The organism is Methylobacterium sp. AC315 (assembly GCF_979253755.1).
In genome coordinates this window covers 60,236-76,677 of the sequence record NZ_CEEDEA010000010.1, presented here as the reverse complement: position 1 = coordinate 76,677, position 16,442 = coordinate 60,236, and the positions used below count along the sequence as shown (strand labels likewise).

Annotated in this window: 16 protein-coding genes; 6 read left to right on the top strand and 10 right to left on the bottom strand. The window is 71.0% G+C overall.

Annotation, left to right across the window (positions count from 1 at the left end; translation table 11 throughout):
* The first annotated feature begins 1 nt into the window (after position 1).
* Positions 2-1,018, top strand: coding sequence for a hypothetical protein (locus AC0IY0_RS17595; RefSeq protein WP_471764821.1), 1,017 nt, complete (start codon positions 2-4; stop codon positions 1,016-1,018).
* Between the two features lie 272 nt (positions 1,019-1,290).
* Positions 1,291-1,710 (top strand): RNA polymerase-binding protein DksA, encoded by a 420-nt coding sequence (dksA, locus tag AC0IY0_RS17590; RefSeq protein WP_050733124.1) that lies wholly within the window; start codon positions 1,291-1,293, stop codon positions 1,708-1,710.
* Between the two features lie 22 nt (positions 1,711-1,732).
* On the opposite strand, the gene AC0IY0_RS17585 is transcribed toward dksA, so the two are convergent.
* The 3 genes from AC0IY0_RS17585 to AC0IY0_RS17575 are packed head-to-tail and all read right to left on the bottom strand — an operon-like array spanning position 1,733 to position 4,642.
* Positions 1,733-3,451 carry a pilus assembly protein TadG-related protein gene (locus tag AC0IY0_RS17585; protein ID WP_471764819.1) on the bottom strand — a complete coding sequence of 573 codons (1,719 nt, stop codon included), beginning with the start codon at positions 3,449-3,451 and terminating at the stop codon, positions 1,733-1,735.
* The gene (locus tag AC0IY0_RS17580) at positions 3,435-4,082 is read right to left on the bottom strand and encodes a TadE/TadG family type IV pilus assembly protein (protein WP_471764817.1); all 648 of its coding nucleotides are present in this window, start codon (positions 4,080-4,082) and stop codon (positions 3,435-3,437) included. Before AC0IY0_RS17580 ends, AC0IY0_RS17585 begins: the two co-directional genes overlap by 17 nt.
* Positions 4,076-4,642: a TadE/TadG family type IV pilus assembly protein gene (locus AC0IY0_RS17575; protein ID WP_246691998.1), complete on the bottom strand. Its 567-nt coding sequence runs from the start codon at positions 4,640-4,642 to the stop codon at positions 4,076-4,078. The genes AC0IY0_RS17580 and AC0IY0_RS17575 overlap by 7 nt, the downstream gene beginning before the upstream one ends.
* A gap of 297 nt (positions 4,643-4,939) precedes the next feature.
* Between AC0IY0_RS17575 and AC0IY0_RS17570 the strand changes: the two genes are divergently transcribed.
* Entirely contained in the window at positions 4,940-5,359 is a 420-nt protein-coding gene (locus AC0IY0_RS17570; protein WP_471764815.1) for a hypothetical protein, read from the top strand.
* Entirely contained in the window at positions 5,356-5,826 is a 471-nt protein-coding gene (locus tag AC0IY0_RS17565; RefSeq protein WP_471764813.1) for a hypothetical protein, read from the top strand. The genes AC0IY0_RS17570 and AC0IY0_RS17565 overlap by 4 nt, the downstream gene beginning before the upstream one ends.
* A gap of 3 nt (positions 5,827-5,829) precedes the next feature.
* On the opposite strand, the gene AC0IY0_RS17560 is transcribed toward AC0IY0_RS17565, so the two are convergent.
* Positions 5,830-7,101 (bottom strand): NAD(P)/FAD-dependent oxidoreductase, encoded by a 1,272-nt coding sequence (locus AC0IY0_RS17560; protein ID WP_471764811.1) that lies wholly within the window; start codon positions 7,099-7,101, stop codon positions 5,830-5,832.
* A 150-nt stretch (positions 7,102-7,251) separates the two neighbouring features.
* Between AC0IY0_RS17560 and gltX the strand changes: the two genes are divergently transcribed.
* Positions 7,252-8,592, top strand: coding sequence for a glutamate--tRNA ligase (gene gltX / locus AC0IY0_RS17555; RefSeq protein WP_471764810.1), 1,341 nt, complete (start codon positions 7,252-7,254; stop codon positions 8,590-8,592).
* A gap of 3 nt (positions 8,593-8,595) precedes the next feature.
* Here the strand turns inward: gltX and AC0IY0_RS17550 are convergent, their stop codons facing one another.
* The 5 genes from AC0IY0_RS17550 to AC0IY0_RS17530 form a co-directional block, all read right to left on the bottom strand.
* Positions 8,596-9,882 (bottom strand): hemolysin family protein, encoded by a 1,287-nt coding sequence (locus AC0IY0_RS17550; protein ID WP_471764906.1) that lies wholly within the window; start codon positions 9,880-9,882, stop codon positions 8,596-8,598.
* Positions 9,883-10,111: 229 nt separating this feature from the next.
* Positions 10,112-10,879, bottom strand: coding sequence for a class I SAM-dependent methyltransferase (locus tag AC0IY0_RS17545; RefSeq protein ID WP_471764808.1), 768 nt, complete (start codon positions 10,877-10,879; stop codon positions 10,112-10,114).
* Between the two features lie 10 nt (positions 10,880-10,889).
* Positions 10,890-12,098: an MFS transporter gene (locus AC0IY0_RS17540; protein ID WP_471764806.1), complete on the bottom strand. Its 1,209-nt coding sequence runs from the start codon at positions 12,096-12,098 to the stop codon at positions 10,890-10,892.
* A gap of 109 nt (positions 12,099-12,207) precedes the next feature.
* Positions 12,208-14,232 carry an OmpA family protein gene (locus AC0IY0_RS17535; protein WP_471764805.1) on the bottom strand — a complete coding sequence of 675 codons (2,025 nt, stop codon included), beginning with the start codon at positions 14,230-14,232 and terminating at the stop codon, positions 12,208-12,210.
* A 77-nt stretch (positions 14,233-14,309) separates the two neighbouring features.
* The gene (locus AC0IY0_RS17530; protein ID WP_471764804.1) at positions 14,310-15,365 is read right to left on the bottom strand and encodes a DUF2865 domain-containing protein; all 1,056 of its coding nucleotides are present in this window, start codon (positions 15,363-15,365) and stop codon (positions 14,310-14,312) included.
* Positions 15,366-15,522: 157 nt separating this feature from the next.
* Here AC0IY0_RS17530 and AC0IY0_RS17525 point away from each other — a divergent pair, with 157 nt between their 5' ends.
* Positions 15,523-16,038: a CreA family protein gene (locus AC0IY0_RS17525; RefSeq protein WP_187193393.1), complete on the top strand. Its 516-nt coding sequence runs from the start codon at positions 15,523-15,525 to the stop codon at positions 16,036-16,038.
* Between the two features lie 22 nt (positions 16,039-16,060).
* On the opposite strand, the gene AC0IY0_RS17520 is transcribed toward AC0IY0_RS17525, so the two are convergent.
* The gene (locus AC0IY0_RS17520) at positions 16,061-16,408 is read right to left on the bottom strand and encodes a hypothetical protein (protein WP_147909977.1); all 348 of its coding nucleotides are present in this window, start codon (positions 16,406-16,408) and stop codon (positions 16,061-16,063) included.
* Positions 16,409-16,442: the final 34 nt, after the last annotated feature.

The following is a 16,442-nucleotide window of genomic DNA, read 5'->3' as shown; positions in this document are numbered from 1 at the left end:
GATGGCGCTCGCTCACCCCCCACAGGATCGGGCCTGGCGCGCTTTCGTCCGCACCGTGCTGCTGGCGATGGCCGGGCTGTTTGCGGCTTATCTCGGGCTGGCGGTGCTGGTCGATCCCTACGATACCGGCCGCTCGACGCTGCTGTCCCGCGGCGCCGTCCGTCCGCAGGGGCCGCGCACCGCCTCGGCTGTGCGTGGCCGCGACCCGGCCTATGCGGGCGCGGTGATCGGCAATTCCCACATCCAATTGATCGAGCCGGCATCGCTGACCCGGCTCACCGGTATCCCGTTCGTGCAGCTGTCGGTGCCGGCCACCGGGCCGTCCGAGCAGTTCGCGCTGCTGGGCTGGTATCTGAAACACCACGCCAGGCCCGAGGCGATCGTGCTGTCGGCCGATGCGTTCTGGTGCTCCGACGACCCGTCATTCCCGAGCGAGCACGGCTTCCCGTACTGGCTGGTCGGCGACTGGCAGGCGTATCTCAAGGGCCTGCTGCGCTTCACCGCCGCGCAGGAGACGATCAACCGCCTCGGCTGGCTCCTGAACCCGCGCCACAAGCAGGCCGCGTCCGACGGCTGGTGGGATTACGAGTCGAACTACCTGAGCCAGGGGTTCGGCCGTGACCCGGCCAAGAAGGCGGCGCTGGAGCGGCCGGTCGGCCCCGAGACGGAGCCGCATCATGGCGGTCCGTTCCCGGTGGCCGACCGGTTGCGGGCCGAACTCGCGCGGATCCCGCCCAGGACCGCCGTGGTGGTGGTGTTTCCGCCGGTCTACGCCCGCGCCGAGCCGCCGGCCGGGAGCCCCCGGGCTGTCGCCGAGGCGGCGTGCCGCGCCGAAGTCCGATCGGCGCTTGCCGTTCATCCGCTGAATACGGTCATCGATGGACGTGCCGGGCGCCCGGACGCCGGCGATCCGGATCTGTTTTTCGATCAAACTCACTATCGGCTGCCGCTCGCCCGAGCGTTGACGGACGAGATCGCCGCCGCAATCGTTCACCTGCGGACGTTTTCGGCGGACTAAGCCCGGCCGTCCCGTCCCGGATACCGGAACAGGGTGATGCGCTCGCCCCTTGATTTTCCATCACCTTTTTTGAAATGCCGGCGACCAGCTTTGAACTGGACGCTCTAGACCGTGGCTTGTTTGCCGCAGGGGGCCACGCATTCGAGACAACATCCAAGCCCTGCGACGCTGCGCGTTGTCGCGATTAAGCACCTCGACTATACGGCACCTCACGTTATCGCCGCACACCGGCCATCCCCTGGTGGGCGGTTACGATCCAGCGAGGGTGACGCATGGCGAAGGTGACGCTGGAGGACGGCTACGTCCCGTCCGACGACGAGCCCTTCATGAACGACCGGCAGCGCGAGTACTTCCGGCGCAAGCTCCTGAGCTGGAAGAGCGACATCCTGCGTGAGGCGCAGGATACGCTCGTCGCGCTGCAGAGCGAGAACGAGAACCACCCCGATCTCGCCGACCGCGCCTCCTCGGAGACCGACCGTGCGATCGAGCTGCGGGCGCGCGACCGCCAGCGCAAGCTCACCGGCAAGATCGACGCGGCGCTCGCCCGCCTCGAGGATGGGTCCTACGGCTTCTGCGAGGAGACCGGCGAGCCGATCTCGCTCCGCCGCCTCGATGCCCGGCCGATCGCGACCCTGTCGCTCGAAGCCCAGGAGCGGCACGAGCGCCGCGAGAAGGTCTATCGGGACGATTGAGCGGGCGGTTCAGATCCCGAACTTACTGCGTCAGCCGCAGCGCGCCGATGCTCGCCCGAATCTGCTGGAACGCCTTGATCAGGTCGTCCGACGTGTTGGCCAGGTAGAACTGGCCCGGATTCGTGGCGCAATTTTTCAGGAGCGTCTGTCCCGCGGCGTCGATCGGATCGGATGGGATGCTGAAGCCGATCGTATAGATCGAGATGTTGACCGCCTTCGCGTTCTTGCAGGCTTCCGCGGTGAGGGCGTCCAGCGCGTTGCGGGCGCCGGCGGCGTCCGAGACGTTCTGGTTGGTGGCGGGCAACCGGCTGTTCGGGTTGGTGCCGTTGGCGTTCTGGAAATAGCCGGCAGCGAAGTAGAGCGACCCGTTGGGCGCGCTCGAATTGGTCGTCCAGCTGTTCTCGCCGTCGGTCATCAGGATGATGATCTTGTTGATCGTCGTCGCGTTCGAGCTGTTGGAACTCGACGCGTAGGCGGCGGGCGGGTTCGTGTCCGCGAAGACGCTCTTCGGGGAAAGCGTCCGCCAGCCCCACATGAAGCCCTCGTGGATGTTGGTCGCACCCAGCGGCGCCATCTGGCCGATCAGCGTCTTGAGCGCGCTGGTGTTGTTCGTGAGCCGTAGGAGCGGCTGGGTCGTGCACCCGAAGTTCGGCCCACTGGGGATGCCCGTCTTGGTATTCAGCGACGTCGGCGCAGCATTCTGAGGTTTGACGTATTTGCACGCCTGGCCTTCGGCAGTGTTGAAAGACGTTCCACTCGCGAGCGGCGGGCAGCTTCCGTTGTCGTCATCGATGTAGCTGTTAAAGCTGTAATAGGTCGTGTACCTGTTTACTGAATATGCAGCGAAGGTCGTGCTGGAATCGCCCGGCTCATCGGGGGCGAACAGCGGCACGAAGTAGGAATCCTTGTTACCGATGGTCGGCGCGCCGTCCTGGACGTTGAGCGGGTAGGGCAGGGTTTCCAGGCAGCCGCCCCAACCCCAGCCGGAATAGACGCCCTGAAGCTTGGCGAAGATATCGAACCGGCTCTTGAAGTTCGATCCGGCAGGCTGGAGAACGTTGGTCCAGTGGTAGCTGGACTGCCCGGTCTGGTCGATCCAGGATGCGTACCGGAAGGCGGTCGGATCGACCGCCACGGCCCCGGCGAACGGCACGATCGAGATCCGCGTCGCGCTGGAGAAGGCCGCGTTGGTGTAGACGTAGTTGACGAAGTCGGTGGCTGCGCTCTGCACCGCCTGAAGCTTGGACTGGCCGCCGCTCGACGCGGACATCGAGCCGGTGTTGTCGAGGACCAGCGCGATCTCGAAGGTCTTGGGCAGCGGCGTCGCGCATTGGGCGGTGGCGCTTGGGTTGATGCGGTTCGTCCCAGTGACCTTGCCGAAGAACACCGTCGAGAGCTTGTGGGCGGTCAGGGTGATCTGGCGCGGGTTGCTGGTGATCGTGAGAGGATCGACCACGAGGTTGGCCACCCCCATGGCGCCGGTCATCGCCGCCTGGGCCTTGAGGTTGAGGTCGGCGTTCGTCGTGGTGAGCGGCGTCTGGCACAGGAGCAGTGCCGTGGCGTCGGTCGCGGCCTGCAGCTTGGTCTCGAGCCGGGTCGCGAAGCCGTAATCGATCGCCGCGCCGGTGAACATCAGCATCGGCACGCTGAGGAAAGCGAACAGTATCGCGACGTTGCCGCCGCGGCCTCGCGCGAAGCCGAACCACCGCGGCCAGTGGGCGCGATCAGGGTGTCGAGCCATCGCACGCCTTCGCAGTGGTGCCGGGCACGACGACCTCGGTGTAGGTGTTCGAGCCGTAGGTCGTGCCGCCGCGGGTCGGCCACGGGACCGACGCCGAGAGGGTGATCGCGTTGCCGACGCCCTTGACCAGCTTGACGAGGGCGGAGCCGATCATCGGCGTGTAGCTGATGCTGACCTCGGCCAGCACGTAGCGCATGCCGGTGGTCTGGTAGCCCGCGGGCACGAGCAGGTCGGTGGCGGTGCCGGTGGCCCGGGGCTTGGCGTTGGCGTTGGCGACGCTGGAGCAGACCTGCGGGACCAGGTTCAGTCGCTTGAGATCGACACCCATCGCGCTGACGACGATCTGGACGGTGCTGGTGTCGAACGGGCGCATCACCTTGGCGGCGGAGGCGACGATGTCGGTCATCAGCGGCGTGCCGATCGGGTTCTGCGTGTCGCCCTGGGCGGTGAGGTCGGCCACGGTGCGGGCGAGCAGGGTCAGCTTGCGCCACTCGTCGATGGCGTGGGCGATCTCGGTCATGCCGGCCCAGATCGACAGCAGCACCGGCAGGATCACGGCGAATTCCACCAGCGCGCTGGCGCGCCGGTCCCGCCGCAGCGCGGCCGCCTTGCCTGCGAGAGACCTCAGCACGGACTCGTCCCGGTGATCTGATAGGGCTCCGTGCGGAACACCGCCGTCGAGGTCAGCAGGCTGGACCCGGCCCCGGCGCCGGTGGTGAACTGTCGGGTGCCGAGACCCATCAGGTTGAACAGGGTCGGGAACTGCACCGCCGCGGTCACGATCACGATCGTGCCCGGCTTGGCGCAGGCGTAGTTCGTGCCGAAGCTGGTGTTCCACGTGCCCGTCGCGGCATTGATCGGCGTCGCCGCGCTGGCGCCGCCGAGCGTACTGGCGGTGGCGACGTCAAGCTTGACGTTCTGGCAGTTGAAGACCGTCGGGATGGTGCCGGCACCGGTGCCGCACATCGTCGTCTTCAGCGAGCCCAGCAGGGTGGCGGCGTCGGTCTGCCCGGCATTGGCGGCCTGGAATTGCCCGGTGAAGATCGTCCGGACCGCGTTCTGCAGGGCGCGGTCGAAGTTCTGGGTGGCCCAGATCTGGAAGGCGATCTGGAAGACGGCGCCGACCAGCGCCAGGAACGGCAGGGCCACCAACGCGAACTCCACCGCGGCCGCCCCGCCCGCATCCCGCAAAAAACGGTTCGGGAGGCAACCTGAGGTAGGTTTCGTTTCAGGGGCTATTTGTACTGGCGGAAACATGGACTCAAACTGCCGCCTGAAGACCAGCGCTTGTCTTGATGTGTAACTAATCGTTTGCGAAAAGCTTAATGCGACCAAGCAGATCACAGTGGAAGCGGATATTCTACTGAAGGTTGCATTAAAAGGCGGGGGCGCGGCGTCTCAGGTGTCTGGCTGCCCAGGAGAGCGCCGCCATTGATTCCGGGCTGTCCGGCGCCACTTCGTCGGCGGCGCGCCCGGCCGGAGAACCGCATGACATTTCCCAGGACAGCCGCGCGCCTCGCCGGGCTGATCGCGGTCCTCGCGCTCGCCGGCTGCGGCGACGCCCCGAAGCCGGGGCCGGCCGGTCCGCCCGGGCCGAAGGGCGACCAGGGCCCGCCGGGTCCACAGGGCCCGCCGGGGCTGAACGGCGCCACGGGCGCGCGCGGCCCCGCGGGGGATCGTGGCACCGAGGGCGCCGCCGGGGCCGCCGGGCCGCCGATGAACGCGCTGGTGCGCCTCGACGTCGCCTGCCACCGCGACGAGGCGCTGATCGGCGCCTATTGCCGGGGCATGGCGGTGGTGCCGTCCGTGACCGTCACCGACGGCATCGCCACGGTCGGCTGCCTCGACATGACCGCCAAGGCCGCCAAGGATGCCGAGCCGGTCGCCGTCTGCATGAGGAAGCCGTGAGACGTCTCGCCCTCGCAGTGCTGGCCGCATCGGCCGCCTCCGGCGTCGATGCGCAGCCGTTCCTGCCCACGGAACGGGCCGCGATCGACCTCGTGCGCACGCGGCAGACGGACAGCCTGGCGACGGTGGACCGGATTCTGGCCTATGCCGAGCGAGCCACCGGGGGCGCCTTCACGCGCGGCGGCTACCGGGTCGTGCGCCGCCCCGGCGAGCCCTTCGCCCGGGTGCAGATCTGCTACCGGCTCGGGACCGATCCGCCGACCTGCGGCCTCGACTACCTCGTCACCGTCAACCCGCCCCATATCGAGCCGGCTGAGCGCTTCGACGGCTTGGCCCGGGACCTGGAACACGGCCCGCGGGCGTTCCTGCGCGCGCTCGCCCGGGAGGCCGATCTCCAGCGGCAGCCGGCGGCCCTGCGGCAGATCCGGGCGGCCCTGGAGCCATACGATCCCTACGACTGGCGCTGAGCGTTACAGCAGGGGCGGCCAGCCCAGCAGGCGTCCGGGCGCGAAGGGCGCGACCGGGACCGCGGGGGTCCGGCCGGTGGCGAGGTCGGCTACGATCTCGCCGGTGATCGGCCCAGTGGACAGGCCGATATGGCCGTGGCCGAACGCGAACAGCAGGCCCTTGTGGCGCGGCGCTGGGCCGATCACCGGCATACCGTCCGGGGTGGACGGGCGCGAGCCGAGCCAGGGCTCGTTGTCGAGGGGGCCGCCGAGACGCAGGGTCTCCCCCGCCTCGCGGGAGGCCGCCTCGATCTGGGTGTGGTCCGGGGCGGCGTCGCGGGCGTTGAGTTCGACCCCCGACAGCACCCGCACCCGGTGATCGCCCATCGGCGACAGGATCGAGCCCGCACCCGTGTCGAGCACGGGACGGGTCAGGGGCGGACTGTCCGGGTGCAGGGCGTAGTGGCGATGGTAGCCGCGCTCGGCCGCCACCGCGAAACGGTAGCCCAGACTTCTCGCGATCGACCCGGAGGCGGCGCCCGCTGCCAGCACCACCTGCTTGGACCGCACCGCGCCGGTCTCGTGGACGACGCGCCAGCCCTCGGCCTCCGGCGACAGGCTTTCGACGCAGCCGCGCAGCCGCCTTCCGCCCAGGCCGGCGAACAGCGCCTCGCAGGCCTCGATCAGGCGGCCGGGCTCGCGCACCGATCCGGTCTCCGTCAGCAGCATCGCCCGGGCGTAGGGGCGCACCAGAGCAGGCTCCAGATCGCGGATCCCCGCCGTGTCGAGGAGGTCGAACGCCACCCCGTGCCCGGACAGGATCTCCCGCTCCAGGGCGGCGGCCTTGAAGGCGGCTTCGGTGCGGTAGGCCTTGAGCCAGCCGGTCCGCTGCAGCCGCTCGCTGGTGCCGGCCCTTGCGGCCAGCCGTTCATGGGCCGGGTAGGCCGCGCTCGTGAGCGGCAGCAGGGCGGCGGCGGCCCGGCGCCAGCGCGAGGCCCGCGCGCTCGCCAGGAAGTGCGCCGTGTAGGGGAGGATCCGCGGCAGGTGCGCGTAGCGCAGGCGCAGGCCCCGGTCGGCGTTGCGCAGGTAGGCCGGGAGCTTGCCCCACAGGGCCGGGCTCGACATCGGCAGGATCGAGCCGCGGCTGACCACGCCGGCATTGCCGTAGGAGGTCCGGGCCCGGGCCTCGCCGGGGTCGCACAGAACCACGTCGAGGCCGCGATCCTTGAGCGCGATGGCGCAGGCGAGCCCGACCATCCCGCCGCCGACCACCACGATATCGGCCGTCTCGTCCATCCCGCTCATCCTGCTCAGCGCCAAGCGTGGCGTTCTGACGGGTTTTGCCGGGGCTGGGTAGCGGGCCGAAGGCGAGGGTACGGGCGGTTCGCGTCACCCATGCGCGAAGGGACGCGCAAAACCGTCCGCAGATCGGCTACAGAGCGGATCATGACGCTCGTCCGCTTCGCTCCCTCGCCCACCGGCTACCTGCATATCGGCAACGCCCGCCCGGCTTTGCTCAACGCGCTGTTCGCGCGCAAGGCGGGCGGGCGCTTCCTGCTGCGCCTCGACGACACCGACGCCGAGCGCTCGACCGAAACGTTCGCCGAGGCGATCCAGGAGGATCTCGCCTGGCTCGGCATCACCTGGGACCTGTTCGCCCGCCAGAGCGACCGCAAGGCCCAGCACGATGCCGCCGCCGACACCTTGCGCGCGGCGGGGCGGCTCTATCCCTGCTACGAGACGCAGGAGGAGCTCGAGCGTCGGCGCAAGCGTCAGCTCGGCCGTGGTCAGCCGCCGATCTACGACCGGGCGGCGCTGCAGCTCACCGCGGAGGACCGCGCCGCCCTGGAGGCGGAGGGCCGCCGGCCGCATTGGCGCTTCCTGCTGGAGGCCCGGACCGTGACGTGGGACGATCTCGTGCGCGGGCCGGCGCATGTGGATTGCGCGTCGCTGTCGGACCCGGTGCTGATCCGCGCCGACGGCAGCTATCTCTACACGCTGCCCTCCGTGGTGGACGATGCCGACCTCGGCATCACCCACGTGATCCGCGGCGAGGACCACGTCACCAACACCGGCGTGCAGGTGCAGATCATCGAGGCGCTCGGCGCGGACGTGCCGGTCTTCGGCCACCACAACCTGCTCACCACCGCGGACGGGGAGGGGCTGTCGAAGCGGCTCGGCCACCTGTCGCTGCGCGGTCTGCGCGAGGCCGGCTACGAGCCGGCGGCCGTGCGCTCGCTGGCGGTGCTGACCGGCTCGGCCGAATCCGTGCGGGCGGTACCCGACCTCGACACGCTGGCGAGCCTCGTCGATCTCGGCGAGATCTCCCGGGCGCCGGCCCGGTTCGACCCCACCGAGCTCGACGGGCTCAACGCCCGGCTCGTCCATGCCATGCCGTACGCCGAGGTTGCCCCGCGCCTCACCGCCCTCGGCATCCCTGCCGAGACCGCGGAGCCGTTCTGGCGGGCGGCGCAGCCCAATCTCGGCCGTGTCTCGGAGGCGGGCGACTGGTGGCGCGTGGTGACCGGCCCGATCGATCCGGTCCTGACAGAGGAGGCCGTGATCGCGGCGGCCCGCGAGACCCTGCCGGCTGAGCCGTTCGGGCCTGAGACCTGGAAGGCCTGGACCACCGAGATCCGCAGCCGCACCGGCACGAAGGGGCGGGGGCTGTTCATGCCGCTGCGCCTCGCGCTCACCGGCTTGGAGCATGGGCCGGACCTCGCCGGGCTGCTGCCGCTGATCGGCCGAGACCGGGCGGCGCGGCGGCTCGCGGGCGAGGCGGCCTAGCGCCTACTCCGCCTCCGGCTCTTCGAGCCGCGTCGCCAGCAGCTTGTCCACGCGGCGGCCGTCGAGATCCACCACCTCGAAGCGCCAGCCGGCGATGTCGCAGGTCTCGCCGGTCTCCGGCAGGCGCTGGAACGCCGCGATGACGAGGCCGGCGGCCGTGGCGTAGTCGCGCGAGGGTGGCAGGCGCAGGCCGAGCTGGTCGGCCATCTCGTCGGCCGGCATCGACCCGGCGATCAGCCAGGACCCGTCCGGGCGGCGCACTGCGTCCGGCTCCACGGATTCGGAGTGGAACGCGCCCGCGATGGCATCGAGGATGTCGGCGGGGGTCACGAGCCCGTCGAAATGGCCGTACTCGTCGTGGACCAGCGCCATCGGCACGGTGCCCTTGCGCAGGGCGTCCAGGGCATCGAGCGCGTCCAGGGTATCGGGCAGCACCGGGGCCCGGCGGACATGCCCCCGCAGGTCCAGGGGCTCGCCGCGGGAGAGCGGGCCGATCAGGTCGCGGACCTGCACGACGCCGATCATGGCGTCCGGGCCGCCATCGGCCACCGGCAGGCGGGCATGGGGGCTCGCCAGCAGGCGTGCTCGGATGGCCTCGGGATCGTCCGAAAGGTCGAGCCACACGACCTCGGTGCGCGGGGTCATGACGCCGCGCACCAGCCGGTCGCCGAGCCGGAGCACGCCGGAGATCATCGCGCGCTCGCCGCCCTCGATGACGCCGGCCGTCTCGGCCTCGGCCACGAGGCTGCGGATCTCCTCCTCGGTGACGGCGCTCGCGCTCTCGGTTTCCTGGCCGATCAGGCGGAACACCGCCCGGGTCGAGGCGTCGAGCAGCCACACCGCCGGCAGGGCCGCCCGGGCGACGAGCCGCATGCCGGGCGCCACCGCGCAGGCGATCCCCTCGGGGTTGCGCAAGGCAAGATGCTTCGGGACCAGCTCGCCGATGATCACCGACAGGTAGGTGATCACCCCGATCACCAGGGTGTAGCCCAGCGTGTCGGCCCAGCCCTTCGGCAGGCCGAGGTCGATCAGCGTCAGCGCCAGGCGGTCGCCCAGCGCCGCGCCCGAGACGACGCCCGACAGGATGCCGATCAGCGTGATGCCGATCTGGACCGTGGAGAGGAAGCGTCCCGGCTCCTCGGCCAGCGCCAGGGCCGCCTTCGCCCCCGGCCGGCGGGCATCCGCATAGACGCGCAGACGACTCTTGCGCGATGAGACCACCGCCAGCTCGGAGAGAGCGAAGACGCCGTTCAGCGCGATCAGCAGGACGACGATGACGAGCTCGAACAGGCGGGCTTGCAGAGCCGCGATCCCGCAGCGCGGGCCGGGCTTCCTCTGATGACATGGATGTCCAACATGGGTGCGAGGCCCGGACCGTTCAACGGCCAAGCCTCCGGGTGCAAATCAGGGCGTGTCCGATCCGCCTTGCCGACCCCGCGACCTCAGGATGAGGGGCGGGATGGGGAGGTCCCACTTCCGGAGCCGCCTTCCGACCGGGATCCGAAGTTCGGAAGAATCCTCAGCGCGGGCGCGCCTCGATCAGCGCGGAATCCAGCAGAAAACTGCCGTCGCCCTCGATGCAGAAGTGCTCTGTGACCTCGACGGGTGCCGAGCCCTGGAGGGCGCGGATCGCCGCGACGTTGACCTCCGGCGTGCGCATCCGGGCGATCCAGCTCGCGAATTCCATCCGCGGCCGGTAGGCTCGCGTGTCGCCCAGGACGAGGCCGGCCGCCTCCAGCATCGCGCGCCATTCCGAGACCCGGTAGTCGCGCACATGAGAGGGATCGCGCAGCAACTCCACCGCCTGGAGGTGGGTGTCGAGCAGGGGCTCCTCCGGCGCGACGATATCGCAGACCACGAACAGGCCGTCCGGCTTCAGCACCCGGCGCGCCTCCGCCAGGGCGGCCGGAACGTCGCGCCAATGGTGGGCGCTGTAGCGGGTCAGCACCGCGTCGAAGGCGGCGTCCGGGAAAGGCAGCGCCTCGGCGGCGCCCTGGCGGGTCTCGATCCCGTCGAGGCCGCGCCGCTCGGCCTCGGCGGTGACCGCCGCCAGCATCTCGGAGGAGAGATCGTAGGCCGTGACCGAAGCCCCCGCCGCCGCCGCCGCGAACGCCACGTGGCCGCCGCCGCAGCCGAGATCGAGCACGCCCGCGCCCGGCAGCCCGCGAACCAGAGCGCCGATCCGGTCCAGGTCGGCGCCGGCGGCGTGGACCGCGCTCGTCACGTAGGCCGAGGCTTGGGCGCCGAACTGATCGACGACGTGGCCGGAATGGGTGCGCGTGCTCATCACGGGTTCCTCAGCTCGGCAGCGGCGCCAGGCGCGAGAGCCGAATCGCGATGGCGAGGGCCAGACCGTAGAGGGTGCCCACGAACAGCACCACGCCGGTCCAGCCGGAATGCGCGAAGAACCAGCCGCCCGCGGTGCCGAGCACCGACGACCCCAGGTAGTACAGGCACAGGTAGATCGAGGAGGCCTGGGCCCGGTCGCGGAGCGCCCGCCGGCCGACCCAGCTGCTCGCCACCGAATGCGCGCCGAAGAAGCCGATCGTCACGACGACGATCCCGGCGACGATCACCAGCAGGTTGTCCGCCTGCGTCATCAGGATCCCGGCCAGCCCGACCCCGGTGGCGAGCCATAGCACCCGCCGCCGGCCGAACCGGCTCGCCAGCTCGCCCGTGACCGGGCTGCTGACCATGCCGGCGACGTAGACGGAGAAGATCAGGCCGATCAACGTCTGGCTCAGGGAGAACGGCGGATCGAGCAGGCGGAAGCCGATGTAATTGTAGATGCAGACGAAGCCGCCCATCAGCAGGAACGCCTCTGCGAACAGCCACGGCAGCCCGGCATCGCGGAAATGGTGGCCGAAGGAGCCCGGCACGTCGCGCCAGGCCATCCGGCGCGGCACGAAGTTGCGGGCCGGCGGCAGCCAGCGCCAGAAAGCCAGCGCCGCGACGAGGGCCAGGCCGCCGATCGTGGCGAGCCCGATCCGCCAGTTCATGTGGTCGGCCATCACGCCGCTGATCAGCCGGCCGGACATGCCCCCCAGCGCGTTGCCGCCGACCAGGAGCCCCATCGACAGGCCGATCGCCTGCGTGTCCATCTCCTCGGCGAGATAGGCCATCGCCACCGCGGGCAGGCCGCTCGCGGTCAAGCCGGACAGCGCCCGCAGGATCAGGAACCCATGCCAGCCCGGGATCAGGGCGGCCACGATGGTCAGCACCGCGGAGGCGAACAGGGAGGCGAGCATCACCGGCTTGCGGCCCCAGATCTCCGAGAGCGGGCTCACCACCAGAAGCGCCACCGCCAGCAGCCCGCAGGGCAGCGACAAGGCGAGGCTGCTCTCGGCCGGCGAGACGCCGAACGCATCCGAAAAGATCGGCAGCAGCGGCTGCACCGCGTAGAGCACCGCGAAGGTCGAGAACCCGGCCGCCGCCAGCGCCAGCGCGGTGCGGCGGAACACCGGCGTACCCGACCGGATCAGCCGCCCGTCGTCGTCGCTCTCCATGAACCGTCCCGCGCCGCCACCTTCGCCCGGTGGTGGGACGCATGAGCCATGACGTCAACCGCGGCGGACGCATTGCTCCGGCCCGCCGCGGTCAGTGTCGTCAGTCCGCTCAGCGTGGCGGTGGCGCGCCCTGCGGCGTTCCCTGCTGTAGCAGCGGCGTGATCCGCCGGACCGTGACGCGACGGTTTTCGCGGGCGGCGTTCTGCGTGTTCACCTTCAGGTACTGCTCGCCGTAGCCCTGGGTGGTCAGGTTCTCCGGTGGAACCTGGAACTGCTGGGTCAGCACCGTCGCCACCGACTGCGCCCGGCGGTCCGACAGGGACAGGTTGTCGATGTCGGACCCCACCGCGTCGGTGTAACCCTCGATCAAGAAGACCTCCTGCGGGTTGGCGCGGATCGCCCGGTTAATCGCCGCGGCGATCACCGACAGCCGGGCCGCCTGGTCCGGCGTCACCGTGAACGAAGCCGTGTCGAAGGTGATCGTGTCGATGTCGACCGAGCGCATCCGCGCGCGCAGATCCGGGCTGTAGCGGACCTGGTCCAGGGTGTAGCGCCGGTCCACGGCGACCACAGGCGGGGCCGTCAGCGCCTCGTAGACCGCACCCTCGTCCGCCTGCTCGTACTCCACCACGTAGCGGTCGCGGGGGATGCGGATGTCGGGGGGCGGCAGCACGACCACGTCGTCGTAGATCGGGCGCGGCGGGCCGGCGTAGCTGTTGTCGATGATCACCACCTCGCGGCCGTCGCGGAAGCGGCGATAGCGGCGCAGCATCCGCCCGTCATCGTCCGTGACGGTGACGATCTGCTCGCCGCCCGGCCGATCGATGAAGCTGTAGAAGTCGGCACCGCGCCGCTCGGAGCGGAAGCCGCGCGGGTCGATGTCCCGGAACCGCTCGTTCTCGTCGTGGCGGATCAGGTAGCCGTCGCGGTCGCGGACGATGATGCGGCCGGGCTCCCGGTAATAGGTGCGACCGCCCTCGCTGAATTCCCGCCGGTCGCGCCGGACCTGGTCGTAGTCGCGCACGTCGTCGTCCGCACGGAAGCCGCCGGGGACGTAGCCGGGCTGGCCCGGCGCGTTGAACACGCCGCGCGCCGCCGGACCGCCAGCGGGCGGCTGGCCCCGTTGCGCACCGGGGGGCGGGGGCGGGACAGGCGCACCCGGCGCCTGTCCGGGGGGCTGCACGGGACGGCCGGGTACCCCCGGCGCCATGTTGGGCGGCACCGGGCGCCCCGGCTCCGCGCCGGGCTGCGGCTGGGCACCGGGCTGCTGGGCATCGAGGCGCTGCACCGGACGTCCGGGTAAGCCGGGCGCCATATTGGGTGGCGCAGGGCGTCCGGGCTCGGCGCCGGGCTGTGCATCCGGGCGCTGGACCGGACGTCCCGGCACGCCGGGCGCAGCGTTGGGCGGCGGCGGTGACGCGCTGGGCCCGGCAGGACGTTGTGGCGGGGCCTCGCGATCGGGAGCGGCCTCGCGGCGCTGCGCAGGCGCGTCCGGCGCGCCGCCAGGGGTGACGCGGTCCTGATCCGGGCCACGGCGATTGCGATCCGGGCCGCGCTGCGGTTGCTCCGTCGCGTCCGGCGCCGGACGATCCTGATCCCGTGTGCGGCGGTCCTGATCGGGCCCGCGCTGCGGCTGCACCGGACGCTCGGGATCCCCCCTCTGCGCGGGCGACGGATCGCGCTGCGCGGGCGGCCGGTCGGGATTGCCGCGGTCCGGCCCGGGGCGATCGGGTGCGCGCCGCTGGTCCGGCGCCGGACGCTCGGGTGCAGCGCGGTCCCGGCCGTCAGGCTGGCGATCCGGCTGCCGCTCCTGCGCGGGCGGCCGGGGCGCGGGCCGCTGCTCGGGGGCACGCTCCCGCGGGGGCGGCTCGGCCTGGGGCTGCCGCTGGGCCGGCGGCTCGGGACGCTCGCGCGCGGCGGGCGGCGGGGCCGGACGCTCCTGCGGCGGACGCTCGGGCCGCGGACCGCCATGAGGCGGTTCGCCGCCGCCGCGCGGGCCGCGCTCGTCCGGGCCGCGCTCGGCCGGGCCACCTTGGGCCAGGAGCATCGGGCTCGGGGATGCGCCCGCGGGCTGCGTCAGGGTCAGGCCCGGGAGCACCGTGCCGGTGAGGAGAATCAGTCGCAGCAGCCGCATCGGAGCCTCGTATCGGATCGAGCCGACCCGAACCCGATGCGCGGCGTATGGTTCCGCCCCGGCCGCTCAAGACTCCGTCAGGGCGTGAGGCGCTGGGGCACCGCGATCATGTCCGGGGCGATGATCCGCACCGCCACGTGTTCGGGCTTGGCGACACTCGGCTGAGCCGCGGCGGCCTTGCCGCCCGCCGCCCCGGCGCCCATTTCGACCCCGGCCCGGCCGGCCGCGTCGGCGGCGAGTTCGGCCGCAGTCCGGTCGGCCCGGCCGACCAGGGTCAGGCGCACCTTGGGACGCGACAGGGCCTCGGCCTGCATGGGCGTGACGAAGATGTCGCCCTTGTGCCGCACCAGCATGCTCTCGGCCTTCACGAGGGACTGCGCCCAGGTCTGGTTCTGAGGTTTGCAGGAGCAGTTCGGGACGAATTCCTTGCGGAACTTGAACGCGTTGGCGAGGCTCGCATAGGCGCGGCTGCCCTTCACCGAGGCGGCGTGCTTCAGCGCCTCGTCGCCGTACGGCATGGAGTAGGCCTGCGCCTCGGTGCCGGGGCAGAGCGCCTGGCACATCTCGTCCGCGCCGCCGCGCCCCTCGGGCAGGTTGCGCATCGGGAAGAAGCCGCCGTCGCAGGTGCGCACGCAGACCATCTGCGGGCCGCCCTTGGCGTAGCTCTCTCCGCTCGCCGCATAGGTTTCCCGGGCCGGACAGTTGGCGGCGACCAGGCCCTGCAGCTCGCGCTTGCGGGCGCCGCTGTCGTCGAACACCGCGCCGCCATAGGTGGCCTTGAGCGCGCGGATGCGCTGCTCGACGGCGCCGCACTGGGGCGGGCGCGTGTCGAAGAACAGGAACTTGCCGCCCTCGCAGTTCAGCCCGCGGAAATAGGCTTCCAGCCGCCCGATCTCGTCGTTGAGCGCCCGGGTCGTGCTGGCACCGGTCTGGACGGAGGCGAGCTCGGCCCGATAGCGCCGGCAGGCGGGCGACGGCAGCTGCGGTGCGCCGGGCCGCGGCTCGCTGAATGCGGGTGGACCGGCCTGCGCATCTTGCGCCCGGGCTGTGTCGAGGCTGAGGGACAATCCGCATGCCAGCGCCGCGCTCAAGATGAGGCGGCCGAGCGAACGGACGATCGGGCGGTCAAGCATCGGCTGCATCGCGTGATCGGGAATGCCGTGGTCCCCTCGGTTGGGCGCTGTCTGCCCCGGCCTCGGGACCGAAGCAGCTTGACTGTACGCCCCCTCGTCAGGCGACGACAGCCCTCCTACATCCGGGTGGCAAGCTTGGGCAGGGAATTGATCCGTGATGTGGTTTCGGAGTCTCACCTATGTTGGGTTGGTTGCCCTCGGCCTCTCCGCGGCGGGGCCGGCCTCGGCTCAGGAACCGGACCGGATCTTCTCCAAATCCACGGTCTGGCGGCCGCTGACGCCCAACGACAAGCTCGTGGTCTACGGCATCGACGACCCGGCCGTGTCGGGGGTCGCCTGCTGGTACACGCAGCCGGAGAAGGGCGGCATCAAGGGGACGCTCGGCCTCGCCGAGGACGTCTCCGACATCTCGCTGGCCTGCCGCCAGACCGGGCCGATCGCCTTCAAGGGCAAGCTGAGCCAGGGCGAGGTCGTGTTCAGCGAGCGGCGTTCGCTGATCTTCAAGTCGATGCAGATCGTGCGCGGCTGTGATGCCCAGCGCAACACGCTGATCTACATGGTCTATTCCGACAAGGTCGTGCAGGGTTCGCCGAAGAACTCGACTTCGGCGGTGCCGCTGGCGCCCTGGGGCACGGAGCCCGCGCCGAAATGCTCGGAGTTCGTCAAAGGCTGACGACGGCCTGCCGGGGCGCCGTTCAGTCCCGGCAGGTGATGCGGATCGGGCGCTCGGTCGGCGTTGAGATCGGCTGCTCGATGGCGCCGGTATATTCGTCGGCGGCCGCGATCCCGAACGTGTTGGCGGCGGCATAGCCCTGCGCTTCGCACCACGCGTTGGCGACCACCTGGCCGCACTCGCTGCCGGGGGTCGTCAGGCAATCGCCGACGCCGTAGCCGTCGCTCGACGGGATCAAGAAGGTCTTCTCGACATGGGCCGGCACCTTGGCGGGCGTCTCGCCGTCGCTGCCGGCGAACGCGCCCTGCGCCAGGCCGGCCGTGGCCAGGGCGGCGGCGATGACGAAGGTACCAACGGCCGTGCGTCGCATGGATCGTCCTTGGGCACAGGATCTTGAGGTTGCG